Here is a 19,200-nt window from a genome sequence, read left to right as displayed (position 1 = left end):
CATGTGGCGGCCGGAAGCGAGCGAGCCAATTACAACAGATGAGCTCGCCATCCCCCTGGCACGCGCTTTCGCGATCCATGTCGCGAAGGCATGCTCGGATTTTGCGCGGCCAATTGAATGCCGCAAGTTGCCCACGAAAGGGGTCGAGATCGTCACCTTTGAGATCGACATTGGGGTGCCACAGCGTCCGGTCTACCCGATCAACGCCACAGAGGCGGTCTCCGTCTGCTTCATGCCAGACAACAGCGCTCCTCCGTTGATCGCCATAGGGCGGTCCGACTTTCCGGACACTCCCCACCAGAATCTTGTGCCGGAAGGTTTCCCGAGTCTCCTATGTGTGGACGACCGGCCGTGGCAAGACATCCGTGGCGGCTACACAGCCTCCGAACTCATGGCTCGAATCCAAGTCTGGTTCATAAAGGCTTGCGAAGGCGAGCTTCATGGAGATGACCAGCCCTTCGATTCTTTCTTCCTCTATGACGGGAACCACGAGATCATCGTTACCCAGGACGCGGTCAAGGCCATGAGCGTCAACGGCAAGCTTAGCATTTGGACCGCCGACCAGCTGCAGCGTTTCCTGATAATCACCAGTGCGGGCAAAGGGCAGGATGCGAAAGGACAGCTACACTTGCATGTTCTGTACTTGGACGTAGCGCCGGAAACGATGAAGCGGATGCGCAAGGCACCTAGAACGCTAGGTCAGCTTGCGAATCTATTGGCAGCAAGAAATGCCGACCTGGTCGCGCCCTTGAAGCAATCGATCATCGAATGGCTTGGTGCCGGCAAGACCGATGAGGACGTACGATGGCTTACCTGCATCCTGGTAAGCCTACCCCAAATACATCCGCGCACCGGAGAGATCGGTGCAGCACGGCCAATGGCTTTTCTGTGCACCGCCAGTCCAGGCAATATTGGCGAAGCGATGGGTGTTCTGAGCAGGAACGCGTCAGACGCGGCAAAGGCGGTCCGCTATGTGCCGTTGATGTTCCCCAAGATTGAGACTGACGGGCTGGACAGTTTTCCCATTGAAGTTGCACCTGTTCACTTGGAGATGGACGCGAAAGCTGCGTCGATCATCTCGGGGAGGCATGCTGACCTTCGCGAATTGGTGATCGTCGGTGGCGGTTCACTCGGCTCACACCTCATCGAGTACCTATCCAGGGAGGGATTGTTTCGCTGGACGGTAGTCGACAATGACGCCTTCCTGCCCCACAACGTCGCCCGACATACGTTGACACGAGACCACTTCGGACAAGGCAAGGCGGGAAACCTCGCCGTGCGATTGGTACATATTCGCCACGATGCAACGCCGCGAGCGATCCGGGAAAACGTCCTGGACAGTGCTCCAAGCGATGAGCTTGTTGAGGCGTTTCGACACGCCGACATCATCCTAGATGCATCGGCCTCCGTCCCGGTCTCTCGTCAGCTGTCAGACTCCCCGTACCAGGCCCGACGGATGTGCGCCTTCTTCACCCCCGATGGCCGTTCGGCCGTTTTAATGGCTGAGGCAGCAGACAGGTCGGTGACCCTGCGAGACATCGAGGCAACCTACCTCCGAGAGATCTTGGCCAACCCTAGGCTCAAGGATCATCTCAGACCAGGTCAGCAGCTGCGATACACAGGAGCGTGCCGCGCCCTCACCAACAAAATACCAGCATCGTCCATCGCCGTTTTGTCAGGGCTTCTAGCGGCAGGCATCGCTGAATCATCGAACAGTGACTCCGCTGCGCTGCGTTTCTGGACGATGCGGGACGACGGCAGCATCGATTGTGTGAACACTCCCCCTTCGACGGTCAAGAATACTATCGCCGGATGGACCATAACTATTCCGAGTGGATTGCGAGAGGAACTTAGCGCGAGGCGCGATGAGTCCTTGCCGAGTGAGACCGGCGGTCCCCTTGTCGGTGTAGTCGACTACCAAGCAAAGCATCTCGCAGCGGTTCACGCCCTTGCCGCTCCATCGGACAGTGCCGGAACGAAGACAGGATTCGTCCGCGGCACACGTGGCCTGCAGCGCCTGATCGAAGACGCGCAAAACCAATCCGGTGGTCAGGTGCGATACATCGGTGAGTGGCACTCACATCCAAAGGGAGTCTCGGTGGCCCCCAGCGCCACGGACCTGGACCAAATTTGCCAACTATCACTTGTCGCAGACCTCGATGGCCTTCCTGCTTTGTCGTTGATCGTAGGGGAGCAGGGGTTGGGAATGCTCGTCGGCGAGGTGGTATAATGGGTGGCGGGGGTACTGACGACAAAATGAGGATCGGCCTCGCTCTTTCTGGAGGAGGATTCCGTGCGGCTGTATTCCATCTCGGCGTGCTCAAGTTCCTTGCGGATGAGCACCTTTTCGAACAGGTGACCCAGATTTCGACTGTCTCGGGCGGCAGTCTCGTCACTGGCGCAATCTTATCTTCCGCTGGAGGGAAATGGCCCTCGTCATCGCAGTTTTTGCAGTCCGTCTATCCGGCTGTAAGGGAACTACTTTTGTCGGGTGACCTTTTTAGCTTCCGAGCGTTAGGGGCGCGTGGACTTCTACACAATCATATCGGTGTCCTCGGACACCGTGCGCGCGTACTTGCCTGGCTGATTAGCGAGCGATGGCAGGTCAGACTCCGGCTCTCTGAACTTCCCGAAAGTCCGGTCTGGCATATCAACACAACGTGCCTGGAAACAGGAAAGAACTGGCGTTTCACAAGGGATTCTATGGGCGACTGGCAGTTCGGTCGGCACTATTGCCCTGATTTTTCGGTAGCCGAGGCGATGGCGGCCTCAGCGGCGGTCCCCTATGTAATTGGCGGGCTTCGGCTTCGGTTGCCTCAAAACGGTTGGTGGCAGACGGATCCGGCCACCAAAACTCCTTTGCGCCAATGTGAACCCAAACACTCAACCGTGCATCTCTGGGACGGTGGGGCATATGAAAACATGGCTCTAGAGTGTTTGTATAAACCTGCTGATGGTCTTCAAGGCTGCGATATCCTTATGGTCAGCGACGCTTCCGCGCCGCTTGGCCCTCCTACAGGAATGTTTAAAAGCATGCTGAAAGGCAGGTTGGCCTCCCCTCGCCTACTTGATGTTGCGGGAGACCAAATCAGGGCGTTGCGATCGCGGATGTTGATGAGGGCAATCACCCAAGGCGAAATCAAAGGTTTCCTTTTCAGGCTTGGGACTTCCGCGAGGACATTCGCGAAAACGCCGGGAGCGCTCGACGGACTTACGGATGAAGAGTGTCTGTACTGTCTGAACTACCCGACACATCTCGCAAGAATGGAATGCGGCGACTTCGAGCAGCTTGCCCGGCACGGGTATGAGGTGGCGCAAATGACCGTAAAGACTCGACCAGAATTCGCACAGGAATTGCCGCCGCAAACTGAACACGCCCTTTCGATGTGAATTAGACTGTCGCCATGACTGACAACACCAAAGCTGACGAGACCGCAGAAGAAACTCAACTCAACGAGCCCGCAGGCGCAACTTTGCCGATCAACCTATGTGTCACTGTGTCCGGCCTCGCCGAAGAAGACGGTACTCGGCTCGGACAAGCGGTGCTGGGGGCTGCCAGAGCGATCAGCAGACATATCGATCTCGAAAGACTCGACGGGATCACCTTGTCCTCAGATTATGAAGGCGCTTTGGCCTCTCTAGATCGAGGCTACGAAACGTCTCACGTGCTCGCTCCCAGTTCGGAGTTCGTGATCGGTATCGCAATGACGCCAACCGTTCGCCGGGATGGCATGATCAAGTCCCGTATAGTGTTGAATGCCAACATCATTTGGCCAATCCAAGATGTCGACGACGAGCTTTTCCAGAGGTCAGTCCATATAATCGCACACGAGTGTGCCCACGTCGAAGTTACTATGATGACTGACAGGGCGTTTCCGAACCTCCTGCTTACGGAACAGTTCGGAGATCTTCTGCAGCATTCCAAGCGGGAGGTCACCTGGGCGTGCTGGGACGAATACGCAGCCTGCCGTATCTCCGCCGATTGGGGAGAGGACCCGCTGGACAGTTATGCGGAGATGCTGATCTCGACGATGACTTCGATCCGCGAAAGAGCCAACGAATTGATCCGAGCCTATCGTGTGCATGGCGATCACGGGCAGATAATCGTTGAGGTTACCGGACAGTACGGGAATCTGATGAAGTATGCCAGCTATCTAGCTGGCCATATCGACGGCGTCGGTCGGAGCCTGGCGGATGTGCATGCCGTCGATGCAGCCCTTCGAGAGCATTGGTTTCGCCCCTTTTTCGAACGGTTGCATGGCGCGCTTCAGGGAATTTGGACCGAATACGGAAAGTGGACCGACCACTCCAGGTTCGAGTTGGTAGGAGCAATATTGGAAGATGTCCTCGCTGAGATCGGCATGACATTCTACTACGGGCCCGACGGAGAACTTGGTTTCAAGTTACCTTATCGGCGAGACACCATGCCTGCAGGGGCTGAGTGGCTTGCGGCACAGTAAGCACAAAAGCGCAATCGACGTCTGGGAAGACTAGAAAATGTTTTCCCAATTGCAACGACTTTGGGAATTACTCAGGTACGGGACGGTGGCCTTTCCACACGCTGCGCTTCCAAGGCTGGGTTGGGAAAATGACATATAGAGCTAACTAACAGTGCGTGTTAAACACGCAGATCCAATGTGAACTGGATCAGTCGTCATCGGATGCACTAAGGGCGGGGAGTTGAGCTGAATGGAAGTTGCGGACGCAGTAGAAAAAGAGAAGGGACCGGCACCCGTAGGCCCAGTCCCCATATCGGTGTCTGAGGCAGATGTATCTGGAGCGAACCAGACAGGGAAAGTGGCCCTCAGCGCATGTGATACCTATATAGCGGCCGACCGTCGAATTCAAGACGAAAAATCGCTCCCCAAAAACTCCGTCATTTTGATCAACACGACGGTAAGCGCTCCACGGATGTCCCGCTACGCAACAATCATTGGAACCGACAAGAGGCTGGCTCTCCGCCTTCATACTTGGAACGCGGCTGTCGCCGCTTCCCTGCTTCCAACGCTTCAGCTTGCCGAAGTGGCGATCAGAAACTTTGCCCTTCAACGCGTCAAGGCGTTCTACAAAAGTCCCCGTTGGTACGAATGTCCGAAACTGATTCGAAAAATCGGAGGTGCGGATTCCCAGATGGGCACTCTATTGACCCGAGCCTATCAAGACGAGGTAGCAGCTGGACGAAGCGGCGACCTCTCCAACTTCATCACCAGCGAACTGCCATTCGGGTTCTGGGTGAACGTCTTCACGTCAAGGTTCTCGAACGAGCTTTGGAGTCGCCCACTCCATACGTACAGCACGAGTATCCCGCGCGGAGCAACTCTTCAGACGCTCTACGATGGTGTTGATGACGTGCGAGCCTTCCGCAATAACGTAGCGCACCACAAGAATATCATCTGCAAACCAGTTGAGCAGAATTTCCGGAGGACGCTCGAGGTCCTTTCATGGTTCTGCAGATCGAGCAGCGATTTCGCACGCCAGACCTCGACCTTCCCAATGGTCTGGGCTTGTTGCCCCATCGATCCCGAGTTGCTAAGCCCGCCGCCTCGAAACTAATGACTGGCACGGTACACATTGCGGTCGTTCGTCTTTTCGTGGATGTAGCTGCCGGTCGCGGACTTTTGAATCGTTGTGATTGAAGCGTATCACGGTCAAGGTGTTTGACTTAGACGTCTTTCCAAGGTGGCCTCCTATAAACCGAGAGAACGAACCGGAAACTTTGTTCTTTCCGCTGGGGGCTCGAGCGCTGTATGTTTGAGACGAATCTAAATCAGAGACAACGGCGTGGTGAAAGATCCTTTCAGCTCATCTAACACCGCCACGAGGCATCTTCTCGAACAGGAACAGCTTGCGAAAACATACGGCGTTGGGAACTATGCTTCCGAAATAGCGCGCGTGGCGGCCGGCGTTTCTGCCCTGCCTGGCGATTACGGGTCGACCATCGCCGCCCATGCAGCTGGACTTGGTACCTTATCACAATCGCTCAGGGACACGGCACTAGGTCTTACCTACAGCGACAAGGCGATCATGGCGGAGATCGCCGCATCGTCGCGATCGATGCTAGACAGGGTTGCTGCCCTGACCCTGCCTGCTTATTCGCCTGGACTGAACCTTACCTATGAGCCCCTGCGTATAGCCCAAACGGTCGCAGGAATCGGAGTTGACGATACCACGTTCCGTTCTATCGCGGTTCTCGGCGATCGCTTCCGCCGTCCCGAGTTAGACGAGATATCCAGGATCGGCGGCAACCTCCAAGCCTATATCAACGACACGTATGGCCTAAACAACTCGTCGCTGCTGGAGTCACTGACCGCCATAAAACAGCCATGGCTGGACATCCACGACACTGCAGCATCCATCATGGGCTTCGCCAAGCTCCAGGGTATCGGCCATTTGGTAGTTTCGGTCCCCTCCTTTGATATAGGTGTCGCGACTACCCTGCGTTCCGATTTTGGTGATTGGCGAGATCCTATCACGTGGCCAACCAATTTAGGGACGGATGTCGGTGTCCGCGCGGCCCTTTATTTGGACCGTGGCTTCAATTCAGCTCTGACTGAATTCCCTGTCGAGGCCTTCGGTGAGGGACTCGAAGCATCCGGGCTTCATGATAACACGCCCGTACTGGTCGCCGCATATGGCGATCCCGTGCCGCTTTCCAATGACCCCGAACAGGAATCCTCGTTCGCTCGCAACAACCTCGTACATGACTGGCTGCAGCGCTTTGAGACACAGATCCGAAAGTTCATTGATGACTCAATGACAGCCATTTTTGGGAAAGACTGGCCACGGCATAAGTTGCCGAATGGACTTTATGACAAATGGCTGGACAAGCAGCGTAAGGACATCTCTGGTCGCGCCTGGCCGCTGATCCACTACGCCGATTTTACCGATTACGAGTTGGTGATTTGCCGGGAAGACAATTGGAAATCGGTGTTTCGTGGGCATTTTCCGCGACCTGAATTGGTGCGGGAATCGCTCCAGCGTCTATACCCGTCACGGCTGGCGACTATGCATGCCCGCATGTTGATGCCGGAGGACGAGCTTTTCGTCTTTGCGGAAATCACTCGTTTGATCAAACAGTTCAAGGTTTAGGCATCGTGTCGGGGTCGACGCGCTAAGTGCGGCCTTAGTCAACTTAAGCCTGGCATTGCGCAGCCAATTAACGCGAGATCCGTGCGATTGACTGATATTGGCTCATCCATTCGAACTGTTCGTTTTTCGTGAAAAAAGCGACAAACCTTCTGACCAGCCATGTGAGCAAGGCTAAAATGATCACTCCGATTCCGGCACGAGGTTCCCAATCCAAGGTTTCCCACTTGGTAGGATTGATCCTATGACTGCTGTGCCACAACGACGTCACAGTTCCATCGATACGAATTTTACCGCTGTCCTCGAAGCTACCGGACATGTTTCCAAGCGCATAAAAATCGTCGACGGGAGAAACCGCTCGGGCTTGGCCGTTGACTTTCACTTCCGTCAATGTGCCTCGAACGAACAAGGCCTCCAACCGACCCGCCGGAGCCTGACCAAACTGCTCCCTTTTCAAGCCGCTTAGGCTCAACGCATCAACATCAGTCACTGTGGCCGTGTTGGTTTTCACTGAGTAATTCGTGTCGATCTCCCTTGCTTTCAGCCTAAACAGCACTCCAGCCATTACTCCAGATCTCGGAGCAACGAGGGTAGAATTCTCCGAAATATCGCCAGCGAGAGATTGACAGATCACTTTATCGCCATTCTTACTTTCAGAAGGAGGTGTAAATTTTATTGAATACTTTCTATCGTCGATTAATATATCCAGAGATCGCATGGACAATCTGGAATCAGAGTCTCTGATCCTCATCAAAGGTGCGACCAAGAAGAAGGAAGTTTCATCATCAGAGTTCTCGAACGAGAGCACGCTGTCTTTGTCATGCCGGTCAAATTCTACGAGCTTTGAAGCATCCCCGGATACACTTGTTGAAAATGAAAATAATTCCGAACCACGGACTTTGAAGTTACCATCCGAGTCAGAGGGAGGGAGAATTTCCAGATTTGCAGACCCCTCGTCGAACTTGGCACGCACTCGCCGCACATCTTTCGCGATGAACGAGTCAATCGAGGCACCCTTCGGCAAGGCGCTTGCATTCCAGCACCCCGTATACAGGCCTATCGAGAGATCAAATTTTGTCAGCGTATCGGCAGCTCCCCAATCTACTGTTAGGGATCTATCGACCCCTCTCGCGAGAACGTGGCCACCGTGTTTCACTTCTGGAAATATTGAGAAGCGCGGTCTTTCGACCGTTTTGCCGTCCGCACCTCGCAAAGGGGTCGGGTCCTCCTTGTCGACCACGACAAACCCGTCGATTGGATGGTCTGCAATCAACTCAAGCCTGACAGGAAGTGGGCGATAGAAAAACTCTGTCGCATAATAGAGCGTCATGGAGGCCACCAGCGCCGTCAGAACGCAGGTAATTGAGCCAATTATTCTCTGCTTGGAAAATGAACCCGAAATATGGTTAGCGACAGCCTCCGAAAATCCAAGAATCAGCAGCAATATTGCCACCAGAAATACACTTCCAAAAAGATTTGCAAACAATGTCTGGACAAATTCGCTTAAGCTTAAATTATCATTATAAACCATGAAAACTATATCAATCATGGTTAAGGTGATCGCGCTCCCCGCTGCCGCCATGCGAAACAGCTTTTGAGGCTGACTTATCTTCACGCTAATCCAAGCGACGATGACACCAGCTAAAGGCAATGGGGAAATAAGTCCCTCTTGAAACCAACCCAGAAGCGACGGAAAGAAGCCTATCCCACTTTTGTAGACCGCATCGTACGGTGAGAGAGTGTCGCCGTTCAGGAGCGCGAGGCTATAAAGTTGAAGTCGCGGTCCAGCTACCAATATCAAGCAGGTAGCAATCGCCACTGAAATATACGGCAATCTCAACACTACCGCGGCAGGAAGAGATCTCAATGCATTTGCCCAATCCGCAGCGAACCCAATTCTCAATCTCATGTAGTATCCAACGGAAATATATCGCTAGTTCAAATGCATATCGGCTCTGGAGGCAACACAATAGCGCTCGCGACTAGCGCGCCTCGATCTTCAACGCATTCAGCGTCTCGGGCGTAATCGTCCCCGTCACCTTGAGACCGTAGTCCCCCTGCATTCGCTGCAGCCCCGCCCTCATCTCGGGTCCCATCACACCGTTCAGCTCACCGTTGTAGTAGCCGAAGGCCAGCATCGCGAACTGCACCTCGAGGACGATTTCCTTGAACTTGTTCGCGTTGCCAGGCAGCGTCCTGAGAGGCGCGGGCGCTGCAGCGGGCGGCTGATATGTGGTCGACGGGGCCGAATAGAGCGGGTTCGATGGCGCTACGTACGATGGCGAAGGAGCGCTATAGACTGGTGGCCGATACGAGTAGCCGCCGGTCGACGATCGATGGCTGGTGTGAGAGCGGTGACTTCGGTGGGAACTGTGGCTTCGATGGCCTGCCAGCGTGTACACATGATCCATTTTGAAGATGTCAAACAAGGACAGTGACTTACCTCCGTCAGTCAACATCGGTTTTGAAGGAAGAGCCTGCCCCTCCGTGGGCATGAAGCCCGCTGCCAGCAGTGACGGAATCGCGAACAAGCGCTTTTTCATCAGACCCCACCCAAGCCCGCATATCCATGCTCTTGCGGGTGCCATTCAAAGAACCCGCCGCAATCGCCCCTGAGACTGCAATTCTCACAGGCATCCATGTATGCCCGCTTCCAGTCCGAAATCGTCGACGGTGCAAGATGTCGATACGATCCAGGGACAGTGCAAAGCGGGAAATTGAAAAGCTGAACATCGATGCCGCGGCTTCGAGCGATGTCGATGGCCTGCCCTACCGCTTCAAAGCCAGAGAAGCTGTCATAGAATAATCGGTTCCAGTTTTGCCGCGCGTAGCCGATGTTCTCGAGCTGCATGATCGCCCAGGTCTGGATGAACGGCACCGTTGTCGTCAGATACTTGGCGAGCCTGGCTAGGCCCGGGGCATTCGGCTGCATGAGAACCGTCCGCAACTCGATTTGCGCGCCAGCTCGCCCCAGGAATGCCAAGCCCGATCTCAGCTTTCCAAAAGCCCCATCCTTGCCCACGATTTCATCATGAATGGCGGGATCAGCTGAATAGAGGGGAATTCCCCAAACGATCCTCTTGCGGTCCAATTCAAGCAAATTCGCGCGATCATTTTCTTCGAAATGCTGCGCATTGGTCAGGATGTGAAACCGCAGGTCTTCCCGCGTCCGCATGACCGTTCGCAGGAATCCGAAAAGCTCTACTTTGAAGAGCGTCGGCTCGCCACCAGAGATGCCGATCGTTGCGCCTTCGGGGGCCAACATAGCCGCTTGTTCAAAATGTCCGAAGAGGTCGACATGGTGTTTCTTTGGAGGCTGCGAGCACATCACGCAGAGCTGATCGCAGCGTTCCGTCACCAAGAAGGTGTTGTGCGATGACGTGCTACGGATCAGGCGGTCTGCTGTTCCCCTCTGCGGATTTACGAGAAGCACATCGCCATCGACTTCCGATGGATCGATACCAAGGATTCGAACCGAACCACCTTCGCCCACATATTCAGCAGCTTCGGCTCCCGCGCTCTCCAGGCTGACGTCGAATGCACCCGCATTTGCCCGGGTCTCGATGTCGGCGATGCCTTCGAATGACCGGAGCCGGACCACAAATGGCTGTGCGGCATGCGCTTCGGCTTTGATACGGAGCGGTATCATGAATGCGCCGCCGCCATGCTTGGATCCCAGTTGCCAATACCAAGCCAGGCGGCAACGGAAGCTCGAGCCGCCTCGTCCCGACGGTAGATCACCTCGAATACCTTATCGAAAATCGCGAGATGTCGACCACAGAACCAAGTATCGTGACGCGGCATGTCGATGCGGCCATATCGGGAGATGTCATCAATAACGTCGGAGCCGCAGAACGGCTGGTATGCGCAATGAATGCAATCCGGATCGAAGTGATTGAGGGCTCCAGTGTTCAGGACCTCAACCTTCGATCTATCTATGCCCGTCGTGACATCCCCGATGCTGAGGTCTATGCGGCCGATCCTCGACAACATGCGTGCCTCGTCCGTCGGATAGAACCGTCCATCGTGATCGATGACGACGTAATCCGAAGCGAAGAACCCTGGATTGCGGATGTCGACGTGGTTGTCGGCTCCAAAGCGCAGAACGCGTTTCAGACACTGGCTGAAGTAGTATTCCTCCATAAAGCGCCCGGTACAGTGATTGCGGTCGATCAGGAGGTCGATGAACTGAGAATGAAGCGTGTTCCAACGGCCCAGCACATTCGCGCCCTGATCGATCTTCCGAGCGAACCCCTGATGGTTTATCGGCCGCAAGTAGACGGACTTGATTCCATACCGTTCGTAGCTGTCGAGGAGCTCTCCAAAATCCGGCGGCGAAGAGACATCTATCGTCGGCAGTGCCGAGATTTTGCCTTCGGGATAGCGTGCAACCGCAGCTTCCAGATTTGAAAAGAAGGCTCGCGTGCGGTTCGTATCGTGTGTCCGCTGACGCTCGTGGGTATCTCTGTCGCCGTCGAGCGACGTGCTGATGAAGGTGTCGTCCGCGTCGAGGAAAACCCACGCTCGTTCATCAAGATCCTGAAGATTGGTGCAGACAACGAACTGAGAACGGGCAAACTTGCCGCGGCAAAACTCGCGTACGGCTTCTAGCAAATCGACACGAAGCAGCGGCTCGCCGCCCTGGAATTCAACCTTGATCTCCGAGCTTTCAATCTTCCCCAAGAAAGCAAGCACTGCGGCCAAGGTTTCTTCCGCCCAGTCGAAGCCGCGCGCCTTTTCAGGAGCTCGAGAAACCTGGCAATATCCACATGCGAGATTGCACCGGAGTGTCGGCACTAAGATGACGTAGTTCAGCTGCTGTGGTTTCGATTGTCGTTGAGACCATCGATAAGCGAATGATGTCCAAGACAAATCAAGCTCGCCATCGAAAGCGTGGCCGCCTTCTCTCAAAAACACTCGATCTCCTTCATTCAACGCGTCTCCAGCGTAGCGGTCGAGGAAGCGGTCGCCCGACAGGAAGAAGCCGCCGGCGTCGTCAGCAAATAGAATTCTGCCATCCGCGAGATCGCGGAACTTGAGAGGCCACACGTTCATTGCGATGTTACCGCAGTAATCAAGTTTGCCCTGAGGGGTAGCGTCTCCGCGTAGATCTTCTCCCTGTACAGGGCATGCAGGAATGCACGCCGCACCTCAGGGAATTTAGATCGGTCGCAACCTGAAATCCTGATAGCCAAACCGTTGACTTGAATCTCAAGGTTTGGAAATTGAATCTGGAATTTGACAGAAGCGTTCGAGACAAAGGCTTCGAACTGCGGTGCGATAGCAACCGTCAGAATGGAATCCGACTCTGCAATAGTAATCCCCACAGCCCAGTCTCCCCGACAGGGATAGTGCACGTGTTATGCTTGCAATCAAGAGATTTAGATGGGACCAGACGCCGCGAATTCGTAGCTAGCGAGCGCCTCAACACCAATTCGCGAAATTCACCTTGCATTGCAAAGCGGGCACGGCGATCCTTTCGGCGCTCTTGGGGGCTCGCAGATGAAATCCAACGATGCCAACGTACACGTCGGTGCTTTGTCAATTTCAGAGCGCGCGTCGTCGCGTCCACCGCATCTGAAGCCGGCTCTTTTCCTTGCCCTTGGCACCATTACATCCGCAGGTTCAGCTTTCGCCCAGCAAACCTTTGGCGGCTATGATTGCACGGAAGACTGTTCAGGTCACAAAGCTGGCTATGAGTGGGCCGAACAAAACAATGTAACCAGTACCTCCGACTGCACCACCAACAGCCAGTCGTTCAACGAGGGCTGTGACGCGTATGTCGACGATCCCGACCGTGGTGCCGACGAAGATGACGACGGAAACGAAATTGAAGAGTGAACTCAATTCACGAGATGATGACTTTTCCTTATGTCCTTACGGGTCATGACAGTTAGGATGGCGGTCCATAATAGGCAAAAGCTGCCCAAATCGCAGGATCGGGTGTGTTTTTCTTTATGATCCGGATGGCGCGACTAAGGGCGATTTCCGGTTCTAACTGTTCTGCCACAAGGCCGTGAATGAAGGCCTGCATAAGATCCTTTGACCCCTCATCGCTGACATTCCACAGGCTCATCACCACCCGTTCAGCACCTGAATAGCGCCAGGCTTGTGCCAATCCGAATATGCCGCCAGGAAAAATTTTTCCTAAGCCTGACTGACATGCGCTGAGCACAACCAGTGGCGAACCCTTGAGCGTAATCTTCCTGAGATCGGCACCTCGTAGATTTCGCTGTCGCAATGCAAGGTAGCCATCATCTGCCGGGTTCACCTCATCCGAGATACCGTGAGTGGCGAAAAAGATAAGCCTGAGCGTTTTGGCGTTTGCTCGTAACTTACTTCTTACAGCTGAAAACGTGGCGTCTTTGCCCGTAATGGCCTTCTTCAAACCTATCTGCTGGGCAACATTCTCCGCTTCCACTTTCGCATGCGGAAGTTCGGGCCAGCATGCTGATTTGTCAGCAGATAGGTCGGGAGCGCCAACGACTAACGCTTCCCGTTCCTTGAGCTGCGCCGGAATTTTTGGTGGAGGTCCGATGCGGTGTGTCAATTCTGTGATGTTGGGCAAGATTACGAGGTCGAAGAAATCGATAAGCACACCATCGCCGACTGGCAAAGCCGCGAATGGATAAGTAGCGATGTCATCGTCCGCCAGAATTAGCAGCCTAGGGACTCTACCGCTTGGTTTTCTGACTGTACTGATGCCTACTAGCGCCCGAGAAACCTTATCCGGCAGCAGGTTTCTTGCGACTTCTGATAGAGATTTGCGCGCACCTTGCAACTGCTCGTCCGTTCGCATCTGCGCCTGCGTCACGAGAGGAGAAGGGCAGTCCTCTTCATCCTCAGGTCGTGGAATGGGAAGGCGAACCCTGACGCCTATCCCCGAGCGAAGGTCCTCGAGGAGTTTGCTATCAAAACTATTCGTTTCCTCTGATGCTAACATCTTGTCGGAGATGAGCCACACGCATCGGTTGTCGTGGTTCTCCGCCTCTCCGAAAGCTAGGACATAGGTATCTTCTGCGAGATTGAGGGCACTAAGCGTTGTCTCAAATTTCCGAAGGTACTCAACCCGGTATTGATGCTCAATGATTGCCTGTTCTTCCTCAGAAGGAACGAAGCCCGTGGCTTTCTTGACCTGGAGTATTGTTTCATACATCGCACTCTCAGCGAGCGAAGCCACGAGAAACTCTCGACGGCAGGGCCCCTCCCAGGCCTCATCTGTTCCTTGCAATAGATCTCGGCCGCTGCCCGGAAGACAATTCTGGCAACCCCAGAGATCTAATGGCGATAGCGGCAGGTCTGATGGAGGTCGCCGTAGCCGTCTAAAGTCCCGATGATTGTTGGGAGGCAACCTCGGAGCACCGTTCACCCCGGGTGCAGACGGAACATCCTGCTCGACAGCCGCGGCTGGGAACGCGAAAAACGCCAGGGCGACAGCTACGAGAGCGCCAAGTCGCATCACGTTACCAACTTATGTCGCCTGTCGTCGTAAGAACTTTCAGCAGCACCGCTGCACCGCATTGTTGCGATACGAGCGATGAGTCATATGCGCCGTCGCTCGCGTATTTCCCCTTGGTGTAATGCTGAGAGAAGCTCCAGAGGTATGGGCTGTTGATGGCGATCCGTTTCGGACGGTATCCCCAGCCGTTGTATGCCTCCAGACGGTAGAGCGTACGCTCCAGGCTCCAATCTTTTTTCCCTGCATAATTCATCAGGGCAAGTGCATCAGCCGCACTGTCATTCCAGGTAAATGGCGGCTGACCTGAGCTTGGCCTTCCTGCGGGTACATGAACAGTCCTGGCGCTCAGTAAGTCGCCATTGTGAAGATGCGTTCGAAAATTAAACGATGCCTCAAGGCCATGTATCACGGCCAAAAAATGCCATGGAACTCCACTTGCGATTGCGACTTCCTCGTAACGAGCCTTATTGAGCCGAATGAGATCGATGTACCAATTGACGGTGGATGTATATTTGTCGCGAACCTGGCAATCGTCGAATAGCTTGCGGTAGCGCGCTTTTGTGGAAGAAAACGAAGGCGCTTTGGCGCGGGTTGAGGAAAAGTACTCAGAGGGCGAACGCTCGATTGCCGTAATCTCGGCCAGCAAATCGGCTGCCTCTGTAATCAGGTCAGGTCTATTGGCTTCCAGCTCTCGCTGCATCAAGCGCAGGAGCCTGGCGGCACATTCGCGATACCAGTTCTCTGGCGTAAGCGCGCTGTGATCAATGTCCGGCAATTTTGACGTGTCCGGAATGCCAAGCGTCGCCGCACGTTGCTCTAAGGCTGAGACCTTGTCCCCTACAGCTTTTATTGCATCAGGAGTTGGGCTTGCACCAAACGCCACTCTTGAAGACATAAATAAAGTTGTGAGTGCCAATATGGATGCGTTTCGAAGTACCGATCGCCTATCCATGGCCGAGCCCCCGCACAACGAAAATGTCGTACAGCTCGTAATTGCCAGAAAACGAAATCACAACATGCAAAAAGGGAGTAAGACAAATAACTTAACTACAACATTCGGATGATAATACATCAAATCGTAACTTGATATAATTTCGAGTAACGTGACATCCAATAAGCTGGCGGCAGGGTGTTTGACATCTCGGCTTCCTAGAGGCGTCGCACACAGGGCGACTGCCGCGAAGAGGCGCAACGTACTGAGCTTAGGATGCCCAGTGGCCGTTAGTTATCTGCCTCAGGAACACCAGGTGGCGTCTTTGTCTCTAGGCGTTCGATGATTTCGGCCCACATGCGCACCGATTCAGCCCCCGTCCTTCTCCTTTTGCTTCTCGGCCTCATTGACCTTTTTCTGCAATGCCTCGCGCGGACCCCAGCCTTCGATCTTCCGAGCGGGCATACGGTATCTGACCCGTAGGTCGTCAGCGAGTTTCAAAGCAGAAAGGCCTAGCTGGCCATAGCGGAGGATGCGTTCCGTAAAGAATTCATCATAGTCGGGGGGAGAAGCGACCTGATCGGCCACCCAAGCAATAGCTTGGTCGGCTGAGGCGATCTCGTTGGGCAGAGAAAGAGCACGATACATCTGCTCTGCATCAATCGATTTCCAGTCAACATCATTCGGGAAAATGAGATTCGGGGCCGCTTCTCGGGGCTCTGTGTAGCCGTCATTGCCGTTCATGCCGTCATCGTGCACCACGTCGATACATCCGTTAACGAAGTTGTCGAGTGCGCAGACTACGCGGATCGCGACATAGCTACCGTGTCGTTCCCGTTCTTCTTCACGGATATCAGCCTGAACCTTTGCCTGTAGCTTCAACTGGTACCGAGTAACGAACCAGGTGCCGACAGTTGTCACTAGCGCCGTCAACAGAACAAGCTGCCAGCCCTCCCACCAAGCCGGGCTACTGGAAACGTCGCCAGTTACCTCTCCAGCTGCATAAACAATAGAGGGTGCGAACGCGAGCATTGATCCCAACGCAGGTGCTGACGTCAGTCGTTTCAAATCTGGCCTCCTGACATTATCGTACAGCCAGTGCCTCTTAGGCACTCCAGCCCGGCCACGTTGAATCGACCATGGGAAGTCCGCCGCAATAGCCGTCGTAAACGAAACGCCCAGTCGCCCGGTCACGGCAGCGCCAGATCAATGTGTAGTTTGCACCGTAGAATTGATCCCAAGCCACGCCATATGACGGCGGATAATACCCTCCGCCTCCATACCCACCATTGTTGGCAGCGACAGCTGCCGCAGCAGCTCCTAGGCCAGCCACTGCTACTCCGGTTGCAACAGAGTTGTCTGACGCCACGAGCCTTTGGCATTTTTCGGCCGAAGCGCCGCGCTTAACAAGCAACCTTACGATCTCGGCCTTATACGCCTGGTCGTAGTTTGCCGTCAGCATCCGACACAAGCTGAGTGTGCTTTCTGCTGTTAGGTTTTGTTTGGTGATTGCAGTATTCGTGGTGCAGCCGCCAACAGATAGCGCGACTGCCAATGTGATCGGCAGAAGTTTCATTGTAGTCCCCCCAAGCCGTAGTCTTGAGGCACAACTTCATCCGAGTCTACTCTTCTTTTTGAAGGCACTCCGGACCGGTCATATCAACCCTGTTACCGTGGCTTGCATCTAGCTATTGTCATGCAACGGAGCTGCATCAAGTGACCGCGTTATCTAGATCGTCCGACCAGTATCAGGCGAAACGAAACGGCTGCAGCAAAGAACGTGATGACTGCACTGACGACGAAAACCGTACTCAAGTTTGTGCGACTTGCAATCCAACCCAACGCAGGGCTTCCCGCAGCCATCGCGACATCCAAGAACGCCGTGAAGATCCCCATCGCAAGGCCACGGTTTTCCGGTGAGGCACCGCGAACCGCTTCCACGCCGAGGCCGGGGTAAACGAGGGAATAGCCTAGTCCTGCGAATGCCGCCCCGGCCGATGCGGTCGTGACATCTTTCGCCAATCCCATGAACGCTAATCCAGCCGACTGCATCAGCACGAACAGCAGGGCGACCTTGGCCCCACCGTGCCTATCGGGCAGATGACCAACGAAGATGCGCGCCACGATCAAGGCAGCGCCGAAGGCCGTGAACGCCAGCCAGATTGGTTGCCAGTTACGGTCTGCATAGAGGAGCGAGCTGAAGGCAAGGATCGCACAATATCCGACGCTGGCAAATGCTGCCCCTAGGCCAGGAAGCCAAACTGATCGGATAACACTTGCCGTGTTCGATCTTCTCATGGGCGGCTGTGGAACTGGACCTCGTGCCCTCGGGAAGAGCATGAGGACCATAAGCGGCAGAACTGCCGTCACGAGACCGATTGCGGCAAATCCGAATGAAGCAAACAGCATTGATCCCAAGGGGCCACCAAGGGCGAGCGAAGCGAACATTGCAGTTCCAACCCAGGCTATGACCTTTCCAGCGTGTTCGGGATCGACCAGAGCAAGCCCCCAGCTCACGCCACCGGTGATGATGAAGCTTTCCGCTCCCCCAAGAACCGCTCGTCCGAGCAAAAGGATCGTGACGGCAACCACTGGAGAGAGTTCGAAAGCCAGTGACACGAGATAGAGCAGCCCGGCAATCGCTGCAGTGATCAGGCCAACGACGACCGCGCGCTTGCCACCCTTCGCGTCCGAATAGGAACCGGACCAGACGCGCGAGATCAGTGACGCAGCGAATTGCGCGCCCGCAACCAACCCCACCATCAACGTTCCAAACCCGAGGTCCCCACTGACGTGCAAGGGCAGAACCGGTAGCGCGGCACCGATAACGAGAAATCCAGCCAGCACCGCTGCAATGATCGGCAGCAACGCGAGGACGACCGATTGGGTCTTACGGTGCGGTGGTGCCGAGACGCCCATGTCAGTCATCAATTGCCAGATCGCTTCTCGAAGACGGCGCGGGCGATGGGCGCAGCGGAGAACGCATTTGGCCAGCCAGCGTAGTAGGCGAGATGGCTGATGACCTCGGAAGCTTCCGAACGTGTCAGTCCACTATCCATGGCCCTGTTGAGGTGATAGGGAATCTGCTCGACCTGTCCGGCGGCAATAAGCGCGCTGACCGTCACCAGACTCCGGTCGCGCGGTGCCAGATCGGGACGTAGCCAAAGATCACGGAAAAGTACCTCGGCTGTGTCTCGCACAAGGCCTGGCGACGCAGGTCCCGTTCCCTGTTCGACCCGAGTCGCGCGATCCGCCTCGACCTTTTCATCCAACGGCAAACGGTCGACGGAGGCCTTAGGGAGCTGATCTGCGCCGATGCCGCGTGCTTCGAACACATCCTTGGCAATCGCCGTTGCAGACATGGCATTGCCCCATCCAGCATAGAACGCGAGATGCGTGATGATCTCAGATATCTCGGCAGGCTTCACACCATTGTCGAGGGCTAACGCCAATTGCTCCGGCAGGAGAATACCCTGGTTACGCGTAACAACCGCGGCGACGGTGATGATGCTCCTGTCGCGTGGCGACAGGCCAGAACGCTTCCACAAGTCGTTGGCGAGCTTGTCCGTCGCATAGTGTTCAAGCGCAGGAGAGACGGCCCGGATGTCTTCACGGGACAGGCTTCCGGTCTGCGAACCCGTTTGCGCTTCGGCATCGACGGTTCCCAGGGAAAGCGCGAGGGCCAGAACGGTCGAGGTTTTCATGATTTGTCCTTTCAGCGTCC

16 protein-coding genes are annotated in these 19,200 nt (G+C 55.1%); 6 read left to right on the top strand and 10 right to left on the bottom strand.

The genetic code is table 11. The features are described from left to right. The first annotated feature begins 1 nt into the window (after position 1). The 5 genes from ACFWXH_RS04780 (at position 2) to ACFWXH_RS04760 (ending at position 7,089) form a co-directional block, all read left to right on the top strand. Positions 2-2,230 (top strand): ThiF family adenylyltransferase, encoded by a 2,229-nt coding sequence (locus ACFWXH_RS04780; protein ID WP_379117994.1) that lies wholly within the window; start codon positions 2-4, stop codon positions 2,228-2,230. Positions 2,231-2,256: 26 nt separating this feature from the next. Next, on the top strand, positions 2,257-3,390 hold the full coding sequence (locus tag ACFWXH_RS04775; RefSeq protein WP_379117992.1) for a patatin-like phospholipase family protein: 1,134 nt from the start codon (positions 2,257-2,259) through the stop codon (positions 3,388-3,390). A 14-nt stretch (positions 3,391-3,404) separates the two neighbouring features. Continuing rightward, positions 3,405-4,460, top strand: coding sequence for a hypothetical protein (locus tag ACFWXH_RS04770; protein WP_379117990.1), 1,056 nt, complete (start codon positions 3,405-3,407; stop codon positions 4,458-4,460). A 229-nt stretch (positions 4,461-4,689) separates the two neighbouring features. Beyond that, positions 4,690-5,553, top strand: coding sequence for a hypothetical protein (locus ACFWXH_RS04765; RefSeq protein WP_379117988.1), 864 nt, complete (start codon positions 4,690-4,692; stop codon positions 5,551-5,553). 228 nt (positions 5,554-5,781) lie between these two features. Further along, on the top strand, positions 5,782-7,089 hold the full coding sequence (locus ACFWXH_RS04760) for a hypothetical protein (RefSeq protein WP_379117986.1): 1,308 nt from the start codon (positions 5,782-5,784) through the stop codon (positions 7,087-7,089). A gap of 67 nt (positions 7,090-7,156) precedes the next feature. Here the strand turns inward: ACFWXH_RS04760 and ACFWXH_RS04755 are convergent, their stop codons facing one another. The 4 genes from ACFWXH_RS04755 to hxsB form a co-directional block, all read right to left on the bottom strand. Further along, positions 7,157-8,995, bottom strand: coding sequence for a hypothetical protein (locus tag ACFWXH_RS04755; RefSeq protein ID WP_379117984.1), 1,839 nt, complete (start codon positions 8,993-8,995; stop codon positions 7,157-7,159). A gap of 73 nt (positions 8,996-9,068) precedes the next feature. Continuing rightward, entirely contained in the window at positions 9,069-9,629 is a 561-nt protein-coding gene (gene hxsA / locus ACFWXH_RS04750) for a His-Xaa-Ser repeat protein HxsA (protein ID WP_379117982.1), read from the bottom strand. Next, positions 9,629-10,735 carry a His-Xaa-Ser system radical SAM maturase HxsC gene (gene hxsC, locus ACFWXH_RS04745; protein ID WP_379117980.1) on the bottom strand — a complete coding sequence of 369 codons (1,107 nt, stop codon included), beginning with the start codon at positions 10,733-10,735 and terminating at the stop codon, positions 9,629-9,631. Before hxsC ends, hxsA begins: the two co-directional genes overlap by 1 nt. Then, positions 10,732-12,141, bottom strand: coding sequence for a His-Xaa-Ser system radical SAM maturase HxsB (hxsB, locus tag ACFWXH_RS04740; RefSeq protein ID WP_379117978.1), 1,410 nt, complete (start codon positions 12,139-12,141; stop codon positions 10,732-10,734). The genes hxsC and hxsB overlap by 4 nt, the downstream gene beginning before the upstream one ends. A 447-nt stretch (positions 12,142-12,588) precedes the next feature. On the opposite strand from hxsB, the gene ACFWXH_RS04735 reads away from it, so the two are divergent. Further along, positions 12,589-12,927, top strand: a complete 339-nt coding sequence (locus ACFWXH_RS04735) for a hypothetical protein (RefSeq protein WP_379117976.1) — start codon at positions 12,589-12,591, stop codon at positions 12,925-12,927. Between the two features lie 52 nt (positions 12,928-12,979). Here ACFWXH_RS04735 and ACFWXH_RS04730 read toward each other — a convergent pair whose 3' ends face one another. From ACFWXH_RS04730 to ACFWXH_RS04705, 6 genes are all read right to left on the bottom strand, one after another. Then, positions 12,980-14,266, bottom strand: coding sequence for a CHAT domain-containing protein (locus ACFWXH_RS04730; RefSeq protein ID WP_379117974.1), 1,287 nt, complete (start codon positions 14,264-14,266; stop codon positions 12,980-12,982). Between the two features lie 283 nt (positions 14,267-14,549). Further along, positions 14,550-15,461 carry a hypothetical protein gene (locus tag ACFWXH_RS04725; RefSeq protein ID WP_379117972.1) on the bottom strand — a complete coding sequence of 304 codons (912 nt, stop codon included), beginning with the start codon at positions 15,459-15,461 and terminating at the stop codon, positions 14,550-14,552. Between the two features lie 384 nt (positions 15,462-15,845). Next, positions 15,846-16,544, bottom strand: coding sequence for a hypothetical protein (locus tag ACFWXH_RS04720; RefSeq protein ID WP_379117970.1), 699 nt, complete (start codon positions 16,542-16,544; stop codon positions 15,846-15,848). 37 nt (positions 16,545-16,581) lie between these two features. Next, on the bottom strand, positions 16,582-17,052 hold the full coding sequence (locus ACFWXH_RS04715) for a hypothetical protein (RefSeq protein WP_379117969.1): 471 nt from the start codon (positions 17,050-17,052) through the stop codon (positions 16,582-16,584). Between the two features lie 149 nt (positions 17,053-17,201). Next, on the bottom strand, positions 17,202-18,404 hold the full coding sequence (locus tag ACFWXH_RS04710) for an arabinose transporter (RefSeq protein WP_379117967.1): 1,203 nt from the start codon (positions 18,402-18,404) through the stop codon (positions 17,202-17,204). Further along, on the bottom strand, positions 18,404-19,180 hold the full coding sequence (locus ACFWXH_RS04705) for a carboxymuconolactone decarboxylase family protein (protein ID WP_379117965.1): 777 nt from the start codon (positions 19,178-19,180) through the stop codon (positions 18,404-18,406). Before ACFWXH_RS04705 ends, ACFWXH_RS04710 begins: the two co-directional genes overlap by 1 nt. Positions 19,181-19,200: the final 20 nt, after the last annotated feature.

It is taken from the genome of Mesorhizobium sp. NPDC059054 (assembly GCF_042739215.1).
GTDB lineage: Bacteria > Pseudomonadota > Alphaproteobacteria > Rhizobiales > Rhizobiaceae > Mesorhizobium.
This window is presented reverse-complemented; position numbering and strand designations above follow the sequence as displayed.

Excerpts from the sequence above, each read along its gene's own strand:
- ACFWXH_RS04780 (WP_379117994.1), top strand. The coding sequence starts at position 2 with ATGTGGCGGCCGGAAGCGAGCGAGCCAATTACAACAGATGAGCTCGCC.
- ACFWXH_RS04775 (WP_379117992.1), top strand. The coding sequence starts at position 2,257 with ATGAGGATCGGCCTCGCTCTTTCTGGAGGAGGATTCCGTGCGGCTGTA.
- ACFWXH_RS04770 (WP_379117990.1), top strand. The coding sequence starts at position 3,405 with ATGACTGACAACACCAAAGCTGACGAGACCGCAGAAGAAACTCAACTC.
- ACFWXH_RS04765 (WP_379117988.1), top strand. The coding sequence starts at position 4,690 with ATGGAAGTTGCGGACGCAGTAGAAAAAGAGAAGGGACCGGCACCCGTA.
- ACFWXH_RS04755 (WP_379117984.1), bottom strand. The coding sequence starts at position 8,995 with ATGAGATTGAGAATTGGGTTCGCTGCGGATTGGGCAAATGCATTGAGA.
- hxsA (WP_379117982.1), bottom strand. The coding sequence starts at position 9,629 with ATGAAAAAGCGCTTGTTCGCGATTCCGTCACTGCTGGCAGCGGGCTTC.
- hxsC (WP_379117980.1), bottom strand. The coding sequence starts at position 10,735 with ATGATACCGCTCCGTATCAAAGCCGAAGCGCATGCCGCACAGCCATTT.
- hxsB (WP_379117978.1), bottom strand. The coding sequence starts at position 12,141 with ATGAACGTGTGGCCTCTCAAGTTCCGCGATCTCGCGGATGGCAGAATT.
- ACFWXH_RS04735 (WP_379117976.1), top strand. The coding sequence starts at position 12,589 with ATGAAATCCAACGATGCCAACGTACACGTCGGTGCTTTGTCAATTTCA.
- ACFWXH_RS04715 (WP_379117969.1), bottom strand. The coding sequence starts at position 17,052 with ATGAAACTTCTGCCGATCACATTGGCAGTCGCGCTATCTGTTGGCGGC.
- ACFWXH_RS04710 (WP_379117967.1), bottom strand. The coding sequence starts at position 18,404 with ATGACTGACATGGGCGTCTCGGCACCACCGCACCGTAAGACCCAATCG.
- ACFWXH_RS04705 (WP_379117965.1), bottom strand. The coding sequence starts at position 19,180 with ATGAAAACCTCGACCGTTCTGGCCCTCGCGCTTTCCCTGGGAACCGTC.